This window comes from Streptomyces rishiriensis (genome assembly GCF_003112535.1).
In the GTDB taxonomy this organism is placed as follows: domain Bacteria; phylum Actinomycetota; class Actinomycetes; order Streptomycetales; family Streptomycetaceae; genus Streptomyces; species Streptomyces rishiriensis.
This window is the reverse complement of the sequence record NZ_BEWA01000009.1, coordinates 122,981-137,855: the sequence shown is the minus strand read 5'-3', so window position 1 is coordinate 137,855 and position 14,875 is coordinate 122,981. Positions and strand designations below refer to the sequence as shown.

9 protein-coding genes and 1 pseudogene are annotated in these 14,875 nt (G+C 71.5%); 2 read left to right on the top strand and 8 right to left on the bottom strand.

What is annotated here, in order from left to right; genetic code table 11:
* Nucleotides 1-87 precede the first annotated feature (87 nt).
* Complete coding sequence (locus Sri02f_RS16630) at nt 88-1,014, bottom strand: proline dehydrogenase family protein (RefSeq protein WP_109002091.1); 927 nt, start codon at nt 1,012-1,014, stop codon at nt 88-90.
* Nucleotides 1,015-1,141: 127 nt separating this feature from the next.
* On the opposite strand from Sri02f_RS16630, the gene Sri02f_RS16625 reads away from it, so the two are divergent.
* Nucleotides 1,142-2,356 (top strand): PucR family transcriptional regulator, encoded by a 1,215-nt coding sequence (locus Sri02f_RS16625; RefSeq protein WP_109002090.1) that lies wholly within the window; start codon nt 1,142-1,144, stop codon nt 2,354-2,356.
* Between the two features lie 43 nt (nt 2,357-2,399).
* Here Sri02f_RS16625 and Sri02f_RS16620 read toward each other — a convergent pair whose 3' ends face one another.
* Nucleotides 2,400-2,990: a TetR/AcrR family transcriptional regulator gene (locus Sri02f_RS16620; RefSeq protein ID WP_109002089.1), complete on the bottom strand. Its 591-nt coding sequence runs from the start codon at nt 2,988-2,990 to the stop codon at nt 2,400-2,402.
* A 97-nt stretch (nt 2,991-3,087) separates the two neighbouring features.
* Between Sri02f_RS16620 and Sri02f_RS16615 the strand changes: the two genes are divergently transcribed.
* Nucleotides 3,088-4,611, top strand: coding sequence for an MFS transporter (locus Sri02f_RS16615; protein ID WP_109002088.1), 1,524 nt, complete (start codon nt 3,088-3,090; stop codon nt 4,609-4,611).
* A gap of 166 nt (nt 4,612-4,777) precedes the next feature.
* Here the strand turns inward: Sri02f_RS16615 and serA are convergent, their stop codons facing one another.
* The 6 genes and pseudogenes from serA to Sri02f_RS16585 form a co-directional block, all read right to left on the bottom strand.
* The gene (gene serA, locus Sri02f_RS16610; RefSeq protein WP_109002087.1) at nt 4,778-6,367 is read right to left on the bottom strand and encodes a phosphoglycerate dehydrogenase; all 1,590 of its coding nucleotides are present in this window, start codon (nt 6,365-6,367) and stop codon (nt 4,778-4,780) included.
* Between the two features lie 232 nt (nt 6,368-6,599).
* Nucleotides 6,600-7,598, bottom strand: a complete 999-nt coding sequence (gene ilvC, locus Sri02f_RS16605) for a ketol-acid reductoisomerase (RefSeq protein WP_109002086.1) — start codon at nt 7,596-7,598, stop codon at nt 6,600-6,602.
* Nucleotides 7,599-7,717: 119 nt separating this feature from the next.
* On the bottom strand, nt 7,718-8,242 hold the full coding sequence (ilvN, locus tag Sri02f_RS16600; protein WP_069770471.1) for an acetolactate synthase small subunit: 525 nt from the start codon (nt 8,240-8,242) through the stop codon (nt 7,718-7,720).
* A 22-nt stretch (nt 8,243-8,264) separates the two neighbouring features.
* Complete coding sequence (locus tag Sri02f_RS16595) at nt 8,265-10,112, bottom strand: acetolactate synthase large subunit (protein WP_174855659.1); 1,848 nt, start codon at nt 10,110-10,112, stop codon at nt 8,265-8,267.
* Nucleotides 10,113-10,367: 255 nt separating this feature from the next.
* Nucleotides 10,368-13,448, bottom strand: a complete 3,081-nt coding sequence (locus Sri02f_RS16590; RefSeq protein WP_167467561.1) for a putative bifunctional diguanylate cyclase/phosphodiesterase — start codon at nt 13,446-13,448, stop codon at nt 10,368-10,370.
* 423 nt (nt 13,449-13,871) lie between these two features.
* A pseudogene (locus Sri02f_RS16585) lies at nt 13,872-14,850 on the bottom strand (2-hydroxyacid dehydrogenase).
* Between the last annotated feature and the right edge of the window lie 25 nt (nt 14,851-14,875).

The window sequence follows — 14,875 nt, the reverse complement described above, 5'->3', positions numbered from 1 at the left end:
AACTCCTTACTGAGCGGTGTTGCAAGCGATGGGGCAGGCCGTGTGGCCGGCGTGGGTGCCGGGCCGCGGGCGCGAGCGGGGGTGGGCTCAGCCCTTGCTGATCATCGAGCGGACGAAGAACCGCAGGTTGGCCGGCTTCTCGGCCAGACGGCGCATGAAGTAGCCGTACCAGTCGGTGCCGTAGGCCGTGTAGACGCGCATGCGGTGGCCCTCGGCGGCGAGGCGCAGGTGCTCGTCGCTCCTGATCCCGTACAGCATCTGGAACTCGTACTCGTCGGGCTTGCGGCCGGCCCGGCGGGCGAGTTCCTGCGCGATGGAGATCAGGCGCGGGTCGTGGGACCCGATCATCGGGTACCCGTCGCCGTCCATCAGGGTGCGCAGGACCCGGACGTACGCCTTGTCGATCTCGTGCTTCTGCTGGTAGGCGACCTCGGCGGGCTCCTTGTACGCCCCTTTGACGAGCCGTACCCGGCTGCCGTTCGCGGCGAGGCGGCGGGCGTCGGCCTCGGTGCGGAAGAGGTAGGCCTGGATGACGCAGCCAGTCTGCGGGAAGTCCTGGCGCAGCTCGTCGTGGATGGCGAACATCGAGTCGAGGGTGGTGTGGTCCTCGGCGTCCAGGGTGACGGTGGTGCCGATGGCGGCGGCGGCCTCCACCACCGGGCGGACGTTGGCGAGCGCCAGCTCGTGCCCGCCCTCCAGCGCTTGGCCGAACATCGACAGCTTGACGGACATCTCGACGCGCTCGCCGAGTTCCAGCTCCGCCAGCCGGTCGACCAGCGCCAGATAGGCGTCGCGGGCGGCGCGGGCCTCGTCGGGGGTGGTGATGTCCTCGCCGACGACGTCCATCGTCAGCTCCAGCCCCTGCGCGGTGCGCTCCTCGACGATCGGAACGACGTCGTCGACGGTCTCACCGGGGATGAAGCGGTCCACGACCTGTTTCGTCACCGGGGCCGCCGAGATCAGGCGTCGCATCCGGTCGCTGCGCGACGCGGCGAGAATCACGGGACCCAGCACGGGGCACCTCCACAAACCAGCAGACAGAACCACCGTGAAACCTAAGGATCCCTCCGATCGTGGGCCATCGACAGCTGTCACGCATCCGTGCCGCAGATCTCAGACAGATGTATGAAGGGCCGCGGGAATGGGAGAGAATGCCCCCGTGAAGGCCGATGCCGCATCTTCCTCCCACGCGGGCGACTACCAGGAGCTCGTCGACGAGATCTCGGAGCTGCTCGGCGCCCCCGCGACCCTGGAGAACCGCGACTTCGAGCTGATCGCGTTCGGGGCGTACGACAGCGAGGGCGAGCTGGACGCGTCCGCGCTGGACCCGGTGCGCACCCGCTCCATCCTGACCCGGCGCTCGACCGCGGCCGTGCGCACCTGGTTCGAGGGGTTCGGCATCACCCGCGCCACCGGTCCGGTCCGCATCCCGCCCACCCCGGAGGCGGGGGTCCACCGCGGGCGCGTCTGCCTGCCCGTCCGGCACCGGGGGGTCGCCCTCGGCTACGTCTGGCTGCTGGACGACGATCCCGGACCCACGGACGCCCAGCTGGCGGCCGCGATGGAGGTGACCGCGCGGATCGGCGCCCTGCTCGCGGACGAGGCCCAGCACGGCGCGGATCTCACCCGGGAGCTGCGGGCGGTCCTCACCGCCGCTCGGGGCTGGCCGCGGGACATGGCGGTGGCGGAGCTGCGCACCGCGCTCGGCGCCCGCGCGGACGGCCCGCACACGGTGGTGTGCGTGGCCCCCTGGCCGTCCGCCGATCCGGACGAGGCCCCCTCACTGCGCACCCTGCCGGGGGCGACGGCGCTGTGCACGGTGCCGTGGGCGACGGCCGGGCAGTGCCTTGCGGTGCTGGTGCGGCTGCGTTCCGCGGACACCCTCACCCCGGCGACGTCCGCGGCGGCCCGGCTGCTGGAGCGGGCGGCGGAGGCGGCGCCGGGGGTGGCGGCGGGAGTGGCCGCCGGGCGGTCCGGGCTGGCCGGACTCGGGGCGGCCTGGGAGGAGGCGTCGGCGTCGGCGCGGGCCGCGCTGGCGGAGCCGCGCCTCGGTCCGGTCGCGCGCTGGGCGTCCGTCGGCCCCTACCGGCTGCTGACCGCGCTGCCGCCCGAAGCCGCCCAGGACCCTTCCGTGCGGCCTCTGCTGGCACCCGCCCACCAGGAACTGGCCCGCACCGCCGAGGTGTATCTCGACTGCGCGGGCCAGGCCGGCCGCACGGCAGCCGAGCTGGGCATCCACCGGCAGACCCTGTACTACCGGCTCGCGCGGGTGGAGCAGTTGACGGGCCTGAACCTGGACGACGGCGAGGACCGGCTGCTGCTGCACATGACGCTGAAGACGGCCCGGCTGCCCTGACCGGACGACCCGGGCGGATCGGTGACCGGACGCCCCGGGCGGATCAGTCGCGCGTCGCGCCCGCGATCACCCGCCGCAGCCCCTCGGTGAGCTGCGCCGCGTCGGTCGCCGAGGGCGGGTCGAAGAGCCACTGGACCATGAGCCCGTTCAGGAGGGTCTGGTAGAAGCGGCCCTCCGAGTCGACGGTCTCCTTGTCGAGCTCGTCCTCGGGGACGCCGGTGAACAGGGGCACGATCCCCGCGCGGCCCTGCTCCTGCGCCACGGCGAGCAGCGAGCGCACCTCCTGCAGCCGGTCGGCGTAGAGGATGACTTCGAGGCTCAGCATCCACACGGCCCGGGCCTCGGGCAGCGAACGGATGATGTTCGCCCAGACCTCCTGGAAGCGTTCCAGCGACCCCGGGGCCGACGAGCTGTCGCCGCCCGCGCCCCAGCCGGGGTCGAAGGTGTCGCCGAGGCCCTCGATCAGTGAGACGTAGGCCTGCACGAGCAGGGCGTCCTTCGACCCGTAGTGGTAGCCGATCGACGCGAGATTGGTCCCCGACTCCTTGACGATGTCGCGCGCCGTGGTGCGCACGAATCCCTTCTCCAGCAGGCAGCGCTTGGCGCCTTCGAGCAGATCCTCACGGTGTCCCATGTCCGTCACCCTACTCCCGATCCATACAGACGTCCTAGACAAGTGAATTACACAAGCGTTCTAGACAATCGTTTAAGACGCTCGTACAGTCATCGGCATGACGAACCCTACGAGCAATGCCACACCCCCGGCCGCCCGCGCCGGGCGCCGCGAATGGACCGCCCTCGGCGTGCTGATGCTGCCGCTGCTGCTGGTCTCCATGGACGTCTCCGTCCTCTACTTCGCCATCCCCGCGATCAACGCGGACCTGCAGCCCAGCGGCACCCAGCAGCTGTGGATCTTCGACGTCTACGCGTTCGTCCTGGCCGGCCTGCTGATGACGATGGGCTCGCTCGGCGACCGCGTCGGCCGCCGCAAGCTGCTGCTGATCGGCGCGGCCGCCTTCGGCGCCGCCTCACTCACCGCGGCCTACGCCGACAGCGCCGAGACCCTGATCGCCGCCCGCGCGGTCCTCGGCATCGGCGGCGCGACGCTGATGCCCTCGACGATGGCCCTGATCCGCACGATGTTCGCCGACCCCGGACAGCGCGCGAAGGCGATCGGTCTGTGGTCCGGCGTCATGACGGGCGGCATCGCGCTCGGCTCGGTGATGAGCGGTGTCCTGGTCCAGTACTTCTGGTGGGGGTCGGTCTTCCTGGTCAACCTGCCCGCGATGGCCCTGCTGCTGGTCCTCGGCCCGATCCTGCTGCCCGAGTCGCGCGACCCCTCCCCGGGCCGCTTCGACCGGCTGAGCGTCCCGCTGTCGATGGCCGCCGTGCTTCCCGTGGTCTACGGCCTGAAGGAGATCGCCTCGCAGGGCCGGCACACCGAGTACGTCGTCTCGATCACCGTGGGCCTGCTCTTCGCCGCCCTCTTCGTGCACCGGCAGCGCACGGCGGCCGATCCGATGATCTCCCCCGCGCTGTTCCGCGGCACGGGCTTCGGTCCCGCCGTCGCCCTGAACCTCGTCTCCTCGTTCGGGATGCTGGGCTCGGCGTTCTTCACCACGCAGTACCTGCAGTCGGTGCTCGGCAAGAGCGCGCTGGAGGCGGCGCTGTGGGCGCTGGTGCCCTCGGTCCCGATCGGCATGGCGGCCCCGCTCGCCACCTCCCTGGTCCAGAAGGGCGTCGACCGGGCCCACGTCGTGACGGCGGGCTTCGCGATCGGCGCGGCCGGCTACGGCCTGCTCACCCTCACCGGCGCCGACGCCCTGTGGCTCGTCCTGACCGCCAGCGGAACGCTCGCCTCCGGGATCGTCATGGTCATCTCCCAGATGACGGACCTGGCGATGGGCGCGGCCCCGGCCGAGCGCGCCGGCTCCGCTTCCTCCCTGCTGGAGACGGGCGCGGAGTTCGGCGGCGCGCTGGGCATGGCGGTCCTGGGCTCCGTCGGCACCGCGATCTACCGCCACGACATGCCGTCCACGGCCCCGGCCCAGGCCCGCGAGACGCTCGGCGGGGCCCTGGCGATCGCCGGTCACCTGCCCGGGCGCACGGGAGACGCCCTGGCCACCGCCGCCCGCGAGGCCTTCGTCCACGGCATGCAGGGAGCGGCGATCGCGGGAGCGGCGATCCTCGCGGGGGCCGCGGTGGCGGCGACGGCGACCCTGCGACGCAACCGCGTCGGCGACCCCGAGCAGTAACGGCACAGACGGAAAACGCCGGACGGACTGAGAACCTCAGTCCGTCCGGCGCTGTGCGTTCGAGCCCCGTCGGGTCATTCCCGCCCGTCCGGCGTTTGAGGACGAGGCCCCTTCAGGGCCGAAGCGGGGGCCCGGGGGCGCCAGCCCCCGGAACGTGCGGCGAACCTCAGACGAGGTTCACGGCACGGGCGGACGTCGCGCCGATCTCCTCCGCGACCTCCGCCAGCACCGCGGCGGGCACCGTGTCGTCGACCGTCAGGACGGCCAGCGCCTCGCCGCCGGCGACCGCGCGGGCCACCTGCATACCGGCGATGTTGATCCCGGCCTCGCCGAAGACCCGGCCGACGGTGCCGACGACGCCCGGCCGGTCCTCGTACCGCAGGACGACCATGTGGTCGGCGAGCGCGAGGTCGACGTCGTACTCGCCGACCGCGACGATCTTCTGGAGGTGCTTGGGACCGGCCAGCGTGCCGGAGACGGACACCTCCTCGCCGTCCGAGAGGGTGCCGCGCACGGTCACGACGTTGCGGTGGTCGGCCGACTCCGAGCTGGTCGTCAGCCGCACCTCGACACCGCGCTCCTGCGCGAACAGCGGAGCGTTGACGTAGGACACCGTCTCGTCGACGACGTCCTCGAAGACGCCCTTGAGGGCGCTGAGCTCCAGCACCTTCACGTCGTGCTGGGTGATCTCGCCGTAGACCTCGACGTCGAGGCGGACCGCGACCTCGCCGGCCAGCGCGGTGAAGATCCGGCCGAGGCGCTCGGCGAGCGGCAGACCGGGCTTGACGTCCTCGGCGATGACACCGCCCTGGACGTTCACCGCGTCGGGGACGAGCTCACCGGCGAGCGCGAGGCGCACCGACCGCGCGACCGCGATGCCGGCCTTCTCCTGCGCCTCGTCGGTGGACGCGCCCAGGTGCGGGGTGGCCACGACCTGGTCGAACTCGAACAGCGGGGAGTCCGTGCAGGGCTCCTTCGCGTACACGTCGAGACCGGCGCCGGCGACGCGGCCCTCCTTCAGCGCCGAGTACAGCGCCTCCTCGTCGACGATCCCGCCGCGCGCGGCGTTGACGATGCGCACGCTCGGCTTGACCTTGCGCAGCGCCTCGTCGCCGATCAGGCCGACCGTCTCGGGCGTCTTGGGCAGGTGGACGGTGATGAAGTCGGAGACCTCCAGCAGCTCGTCCAGCGAGAGGACCTTCACGCCCATCTGCGCGGCGCGCGCGGGCTGCACGTAGGGGTCGTAGGCGACGACCTTCATCCCGAAGCCGGACATGCGCTGCGCGACGAGCGCGCCGATGCGGCCCAGGCCGACCACGCCGAGGGTCTTCTCGGCGAGCTCCACGCCCGTGTACTTGCTGCGCTTCCACTCGCCGTTCTTCAGCGCGGCGTTGGCCTGCGGGATGTGGCGGGCGGTGGCGAGCAGCAGACCGCAGGCAAGCTCGGCGGCGGTCACGATGTTCGAGGTGGGGGCGTTGACGACCATCACGCCGGCCTTGGTGGCGGCGGAGACGTCGACGTTGTCCAGGCCGACGCCGGCTCGTGCGACGACCTTCAGCTTGTGCGCGGCGGCGATCGCCTCGGCGTCGACCTTGGTGGCCGAGCGGATCAGGATCGCGTCGACGTCGGCGAGGGCCGGGAGCAGTTCGGCTCGGTCCGCTCCGTTGCAGTGCCGGATCTCGAAGTCCGGGCCGAGTGCGTCCACGGTCGCGGGCGACAGCTCTTCAGCGATGAGTACGACAGGTTTCGAGCTCACGTGAGTCCTCACAAGTCCAGTGCGTGCGGACGGCCGTCCCGACGGCCGCAGGCGGAGGGAGGGGCTAGCCGCGTGGAAGACGCACGACGCTGTGGGCCTGAACGCGAATGTAGGCAGCAGTGTAGTGCTGCGGCGGAGGTCGCCTCATGCCTCCGCGGAAGGATCACCCGTCCGTGGCCGGACGGAATGGACAACGGGCCGGAGCAGCACGCTCCGGCCCCTGTCCCCGAGGCTACGCCTCTTCGTTCACCCAGCTCATCAGCTTGCGGAGCTGCTTGCCGGTGGTCTCCAGCAGGTGCTCGGAGTCCGCGTCCTTGTACTCGTTGTACTTCTTCAGACCGCCGTGGTACTCGTCCATCCAGTTCTGGGCGAAGGTGCCGTCCTGGATCTCCGCGAGGACCCGCTTCATCTCGGCCTTGGTGGCGTCCGTGATGATGCGCGGGCCGGTGACGTAGTCGCCCCACTCGGCGGTCTCGGAGACGCTCCAGCGCATCTTCTCCAGGCCGCCCTCGTACATGAGGTCCACGATCAGCTTCAGCTCGTGCAGGCACTCGAAGTAGGCGATCTCCGGCTGGTAGCCGGCCTCGACCAGGGTCTCGAAGCCCGCCTTGACCAGCGCCGAGGTGCCACCGCACAGCACGGCCTGCTCGCCGAACAGGTCGGTCTCGGTCTCCTCGGTGAAGGTCGTCTTGATGACGCCCGCGCGGGTGCCGCCGATGCCCTTGGCGTACGACAGCGCCAGCGCGAAGGCGTTGCCCGTGGCGTCCTGCTCGACCGCGGCGATCGCGGGGACGCCGCGGCCCTCCTCGTACTGGCGGCGGACGAGGTGGCCCGGGCCCTTCGGGGCGACCAGGGCGACGTCGACGCCGGCCGGGGCCTTGATGAAGCCGAAGCGCACGTTGAAGCCGTGGGCGAAGAACAGCGCGTCGCCGTCCTTCAGGTTGTCCTTGATGGACTCCTCGTAGACCTGGGCCTGGATCGGGTCCGGGATGAGGATCATGATGACGTCGGCCTCGGCGGCGGCCTCGGCCGGGGTCACCACGCGCAGGCCCTGCTCCTCGGCCTTGGCCTTGGACTTGGAGCCCTCGTGCAGACCGACCCGGACGTCGACACCGGAGTCACGGAGCGACAGGGCGTGGGCGTGGCCCTGGCTGCCGTAGCCGATGACCGCGACCTTGCGGCCCTGGATGATGGACAGGTCGGCGTCGGCGTCGTAGAACAGCTCGGCCACTTTGGGTTCTCTCCTTGGGGTGCAGGTGTTGCGTCCCACCGTATGACGGCGGGCGGAAGGGAAGTCTCGGGGTCTCGGTATACGGGCGGCCGGATGACGCCGGCCGCCCGGTCCGTGTCTTAAGCCGACCGGTCGAGGGAGCGCAACGACCGGTCCGTGATCGAACGGGCGCCACGGCCGATCGCGATCGTGCCGGACTGGACCAGTTCCTTGATGCCGTACGGCTCCAGCATCTTGAGCATGGCGGACAGCTTGTCGCTGCTGCCGGTGGCCTCGATGGTCACGGCCTCCGGGGAGACGTCGACGGTCTTGGCGCGGAACAGCTGGACGATCTCCACGATCTGGGAGCGCGTCTCGTTGTCGGAGCGCACCTTCACCAGAACGAGTTCGCGCTGAACGGCCTGTCCCGGCTCCAGCTCGACGATCTTCAGCACCTCGACGAGCTTGTTGAGCTGCTTGGTGACCTGCTCCAGCGGGAGGGCCTCCACGCTCACCACGATCGTGATGCGGGAGATGTCGGCGTGCTCGGTGACGCCGACGGCGAGCGAGTCGATGTTGAAGCCGCGGCGCGAGAACAGGGCGGCGATCCGGGCCAGGATGCCCGGCTTGTTCTCCACCAGGACGGAGAGCGTGTGCTTGGACATGTCTTCTTTACGTCTCTCTCGCTCAGTCGTCTTCGTTGTCGCCGAAGTCGGGGCGGACGTCCCGGGCGGCCATGATCTCGTCGTTGGAGGTGCCGGCGGCGACCATCGGCCACACCATCGCGTCCTCGTGGACGATGAAGTCGACGACGACCGGGCGGTCGTTGATCGAGTTCGCCTCCGCGATGACCTTGTCGAGGTCCTCCGGGGACTCGCAGCGGATCGCGTGGCAGCCCATGGCCTCGGACAGCTTCACGAAGTCCGGCACCCGCGTGCCCCGGGCGTCCGGGTTCACGTCGTTCGGGCCGGAGTGCAGCACCGTGTTGGAGTAGCGCTGGTTGTAGAACAGGGTCTGCCACTGGCGGACCATCCCGAGGGCGCCGTTGTTGATGATGGCGACCTTGATCGGGATGTTGTTCAGGGCGCAGGTGGTGAGCTCCTGGTTGGTCATCTGGAAGCAGCCGTCGCCGTCGATCGCCCAGACCGTCTGGTCCGGCGCGCCGGCCTTGGCGCCCATCGCGGCCGGGACCGCGTAGCCCATCGTGCCCGCGCCGCCGGAGTTCAGCCAGGTGGCGGGCTTCTCGTACTGAATGAAGTGGGCGGCCCACATCTGGTGCTGGCCGACGCCCGCGGCGAAGATCGTCCCCTCGGGGGCGAGCTGTCCGACCCGCTCGATGACCTGCTGCGGGGAGAGCGAGCCGTCGGAGGGCTGGTCGTAGCCGAGCGGGTAGGTCTCGCGCCAGCGGCTGAGGTCCTTCCACCACGCGGTGCAGTCTCCCCGGTGGCCCTCGCTGTGCTCCTTCTGGACGGCCTGGACCAGGTCCGCGATGACCTCGCGCGCGTCGCCCACGATCGGGACGTCGGCGGTGCGGTTCTTGCCGATCTCCGCCGGGTCGATGTCCGCGTGGACGATCTTCGCGAAGGGCGCGAAGCTGTCCAGCTTGCCGGTGACGCGGTCGTCGAAGCGGGCGCCGAGGGCGACGATCAGGTCGGCCTTCTGCAGTCCGGTGACCGCGGCCACCGAGCCGTGCATGCCGGGCATGCCCAGATGCTGCGGGTGGCTGTCGGGGAACGCGCCCAGCGCCATCAGCGTGGTGGTGACGGGCGCGCCGGTCAGCTCGGCGAGGACCTTCAGCTCGGCGGTGGCGCCGGCCTTGAGGACGCCGCCGCCGACGTACAGGATCGGCCGCTTGGCGGCGGTGATCAGCTTGGCGGCCTCGCGGATCTGCTTCGCGTGCGGCTTGGTCACCGGGCGGTAGCCGGGCAGGTCCATGACGGGCGGCCAGGAGAACGTGGTCTTCGCCTGGAGGGCGTCCTTGGCGATGTCGACCAGGACCGGGCCCGGGCGGCCGGTGGAGGCGATGTGGAACGCCTGCGCGATGATCCGCGGGATGTCCTCGGCCTGGGTGACCAGGAAGTTGTGCTTGGTGATCGGCATGGTGATGCCCACGATGTCCGCCTCCTGGAAGGCGTCCGTGCCGATCGCCTTGGAGGCCACCTGCCCGGTGATCGCCACGAGCGGCACCGAGTCCATGTGGGCGTCCGCGATGGGGGTCACCAGGTTGGTGGCGCCGGGCCCGGAGGTGGCCATGCAGACGCCGACCCGGCCGGTGGCCTGGGCGTAGCCGGTGGCGGCGTGACCGGCGCCCTGCTCGTGCCGGACCAGGACGTGACGGACCCGGGTGGAGTCCATCAGCGGGTCGTAGGCGGGAAGGATCGCACCGCCGGGAATGCCGAATACCGTGTCGGCGCCGACCTCCTCGAGAGAACGGATGAGGGACTGCGCACCCGTGACGTGCTCGACGGACGCGGAGTGCTGTCCTCCGGATCGGGGCCGCGGCTGCGGATGGGCCCCGGTGGCCTGCTCGGTCATCGGCATTCTCTTCTCGATGCTGAGGGTTTTACTGAGGGTCGTGCGGGTGGTGCCGGTCCTGCTGGGGGTGGAGCCTGCGGGTTTTGTGCAACAAAAAACCCCTCGTGCCAAAAGGCAAGCGAGGGGAGCGCGCCGGGTGTGGGTCGCGGTGAGTTCCGGTCCGCCCGGACGTCACCAGCTTCAGCCGACGCGCTTTCCAAGTACGAGAATTCGGGTGCGCATGGCATTGACCCTCCCCCTGGCGCGCACCGACTGTCAAGTGGGTGGGACGGGAGTCTCATTATGTGAGCGAAGAGCGCTTCCGCCGCCCAGCACGGCCGTGACACCGCCGGCGACGACGCCACCGGCGTGGACACCACTGGTGTACACCCCCGCGCCTCCGCCCGCGAACGCGGGTTCGGCGGGTTCGTGCGGAACCGGGAAGCGGCCCGTCGCCAGGGCCCGGCGCAGCCGGTACTCGTCCAGCGGCCCGGTGAAGGCCATGCCCTGACCGTGGGTGCAGCCGAGCGCGCGCAGGGCGACGACCTGTTCGGGGAGGTCCACGCCGTCGGCGACCGACTGCAGCCCCAGGTCGCAGGCGATCCGCAGCAGCCCACTGGTGATCTTGTGCAGCCGCGCGGACTCCACGACGCCCTCGACCAGCGAGCGGTCCAGCTTGAGGATGTCCACGGGGAGTCGGCGCAGCGCGGTGAGGGCCGCGTAGCCGCTGCCGAAGCCGTCCAGGGCGATGCGGACCCCGAGGCGCTTCAGAGCGCCCAGGCGGCGCTCCAGCTCCTCCAGCGGCACCCTGGGGTCGGTGTCGGAGAGCTCGACCACCAGGGAACCGGACGGCAGCCCGTGCCGGGTCAGCAGCGCCTCCACCGAGCCCAGCGGCATCGAACGGTCCGTCAGGCGCCGGGCGCTCACCCGCACGACCACCGGCAGGGTCAGCCCGCTCGCGGTCCGGTCGGCGGCCTGCTCGACGGCCTCCTCCAGCACCCAGCGGCCCAGCTCGGCCCCCTTGTCGCCGTCCTCCGCGACCCGCAGGAACTCGGCGGGCGTGAAGAGGACCCCCTGGGAGGAGCGCCAGCGGGCCTGCGCGGCCACCGACGTGATCCGGCCGTCCCCCAGGCGCACCACGGGCTGGTGCAGCAGCGCGAACTCGCCGTCGTGCAGTGCGGCCCGCAGCCGTGTGGCCAGCTCCGCCTTGCGTACGACGTCCTGCTGCATCTGCGGCTTGTAGAGCTCCACCCGGCCCTTGCCGCCGGCCTTGGCGCGGTACATGGCGAGGTCGGCGTTGCGCAGCAGCTCGCCGGCGCCGAGGCCGGGGTCGGCGAAGGCGACGCCGATGGACGCGGCGACCCGGACCTCGTTGCCGTCGATGAGGTACGGCTGGGAGAGCGTGAGCCTGAGTCGGTCGGCGAGTTCCAGTATGTGCCGTTCGCGGGCGGCGCGGTCCCGCGTGCCGTCGCCGACGATCAGGGCCGCGAACTCGTCGCCGCCCAGCCGGGAGGCGGTGTCGGACTTGCGGACCGCGTCCTGGAGCCTGCGGGCGGCCTGGACCAGGAGCTGGTCCCCGGCCGCGTGGCCGATGGTGTCGTTGACGGCCTTGAACCCGTCGAGGTCGATGAAGAGGACCGCCGTGCCCCGCAGTGCCGGGCCGCGGTCGGAGCTGCGACGGCCGGACAGGGCCTGCTGGACGCGCCGGGTGAACAGGGCGCGGTTGGGCAGGTCGGTGAGCGGGTCGTGCTCGGCGTTGTGCTGGAGCTGGGCCTGCAGGCGCACGCGCTCGGTGACGTCCCGGCTGTTGAAGATCAGGCCGCCGTGGTGGCGGTTGACGGTGGACTCGACGTTGAGCCAGCCGCCGTCGCCGGAGCGGAACCGGCACTCGATGCGGGTGGTGGGCTCGTCCTGGGGGCTGGCGGCGAGGAAGCGGCGCACCTCGTGCACCACGCAGCCCAGGTCCCCGGGATGGATCAGATCGGCCAGCTCGGTGCCCACCAGGTCCTCGGCGGACCGGCCGTAGACGCCGGCGGCGGCCGGGGAGACGTAGCGCAGGACCCCGCTGGGCGCGGCGATCATGATGACGTCGCTGGAGCCCTGCACCAGGGAGCGGAAGTGGTTCTCCTTCTGCGCCAGTTCCTGGGTGAGGGTGATGTTGTCCAGCAGCATGATCCCCTGGCGCACCACCAGCGCGAGCACCACCGTGCCGCCGGTCAGCAGCACCACGCGGTCGACGCTGCGGCCGTTGAGGACGTTGTAGAGGATCCCCAGGGTGCAGACGGCGGCGGCGAGATAGGGCGTGAGCGCGGCCAGGGAGCCGGTGATGGGCCGGGTGACCGGATACCGGCCGTGTTCGCCGCCCTGAGGAGGCGCCTGCGCCTGCAGGTGCGGGGGCTGGTGCGCGGGGCCGGGGGCGCGCGGCGGGACCGGAGCGCGGCCGCCGGCGCGCTGGCCGGGCAGGTGTTCGAGGACCACGCGCGTGTGCCCCTCCTCCGCCGCCTCCTGCCGGCAGGAGGCGGCCCAGGGCGCGTACGCCAGGAGCAGCGAGCCGGCGAACCAGCCCGCGTCGAGGAGCTGGCCCGAGTGGTAGTTGTTGTGCAGCAGCGGCGAGGTGAACAGCGCGTCGCACATCACGGTCAGCGCGAGCGCGCCGACGGCCGTGTTCACCGCCGTGCGGTTCACCGGCGTGCGCCGGAAGTGCAGCACCAGCACCATGCTCACCAGCGCGATGTCCAGCAGCGGGTACGCCAGCGACAGCGCGGCGTGCGCCACGCTCGGCCCGTCGAACTTCGCGGCCTGGGCGAGCGCGAGGCTCCAGGAGAGGGTGAGCAGCGAGCCGGCGATCAGCCAGGCGTCCAGCGCCAGGCAGACCCAGCCGGCCTTCGTCATGGGACGGGCGGCGAGCACCAGCAGCCCCACGATGGCGGGGGGCGCGAAGCACAGGAAGAACAGGTCGGCGAAGCTGGGGCTGGGCACGGGACGCCCGAGGACCACCTCGTACCAGCCCCAGACCAGGTTGCCGAGGGCCGCCATCGCCGAGGAGAGCGAGAACAGCAGCCAGGCGGGTCGAAAGCGGACGCGGCGGCTGCGCGCGTAGAGGAGGCACGAGACGGCGGCCGTGCCGGCCGCGGCGGTCAGCCCGAAGTCGCCCATGATCAGCGCGAGTCGGTCGGAGCCCCAGCCCAGCGCGGAGCCGACGGCGTACACCGCGCAGACGAGGGCCAGCAGAAGTTGGTGGACCAGGTGCGATCCGGGGCCGTGGGCGGACGGCGGTCCGAGGCGCGGCCTCCCGGTCGGGGGCTGTGTCCGCAGCGCTCCGTCGAGGAGAGGCGCGGAGGTCGACGGCGAACTCACCGCGGCCTCCCGGTCCGTGTCGCTCCCGGGTCCCGCGGGGTGCGGGCCGGCGGCTGCGGCTGCCTCCCGCGGCCGTCGCACCCGCGCGGGGGAGGACCGTGAGGAGGGCCGTATTGAGTGCGGTGACCGTGTCCGCCCGCTGCCGGGTGCCAGGGTCGTCGCCGGCGGCTCCGCCGCGTCGGATCGTTCGTCCATAGGCCGTGCATCGCCCGTCGCCCCCCTCACAAGTCTGAAATGTCCATCCCTGACGCCGATCATGCGCGGCGCAGCCCCTGTCGGGACGATACACCAGTCTCGTCACTCAGGGACATAGTCCTTCTACGCTGCGTGACGATCATCGGCATATGCGCCCGGATGGGGTACAGAACGCGTCCGCGGGACTGCGGAGCGTGCCCGAACAGGGACGGAGAACCGCCGGGGTCGTCAGGATCCGCTCTCCGTGCCCGTCGTCACGATCACGTTGCGCAGGGGCTCCCGGTTCACGAAGCGGCCCAACTGGTCCGCCAGAAGCCGCTCGGCACGAGGCCGGAAGGCGGAGGTCGGGCCCGCCGACGTGCGGGCTGATGAGGACGCCCGGCGCGGTCCACAACGGGTGGCCCGGGGGCAGGGGTTCGGGGTCGGTGACGTCCAGGGCCGCCGTGAGGCGGCCCTTCTCCAGTTCGGCGAGCAGCGCCTCGGTGTCGACGACCGGCCCGCGGGCCACGTTGACCAGCAGCGCGCCGTCCTTCATCCGGGCCAGGAACTCGGCGTCGACCAGACCGCGCGTGCTGTCGTTCAGCGGCGTGGAGACGATCACCACGTCCGCCTCGGGGAGCAGGGCGGGCAGTTCGGCGATCGGGTGCACGGGACCGCGCGCCGTCGTGCGCCAGGAGCGCGCGACGCGCGCCACCCGCGCCACCTCGAACGGCACGAGCCGGTCCTCGATGGCGGAGCCGATGGAGCCGTACCCGACGACGAGGACGTTCTTGTCGGCGAGCGCGGGATGGAACGCGCTCTGCCAGCGCCCCTCGTCCTGCGCGCGCACGAACTGCGGGATCCCGCGCAGCGCGGCCAGGGTCAGGGTGAGGGCCAGTTCGGCGGTGCTCGCCTCGTGCACCCCGCGCGCGTTGCACAACCGCACCCCGGGCACGAGATCCGCCAGCCTCGCGGTGATGTCGTCGACGCCGGCGGTGAGGGTCTGCACGACCTGGAGGCTGCGCATCTCCCGCAGCGGCCGCACCTTCACGGGCTGCCGCTTCATGTACGGCACCACGTAGACGACGCAGCGCGCGGGATCCCCGGGGAACGGCTGGTCGCCGTTCTCTCCCCCGTCCCAGAAAAGGTAGTCGAGCCCGTCCGGAAGCCCGTCGATCTCCCCGGGCGGGATGGGCAGCCATACGTCGCGTGCCAGGTCAGCGGTCATGCCAGGAGGCTATGTCAGGCGTGTG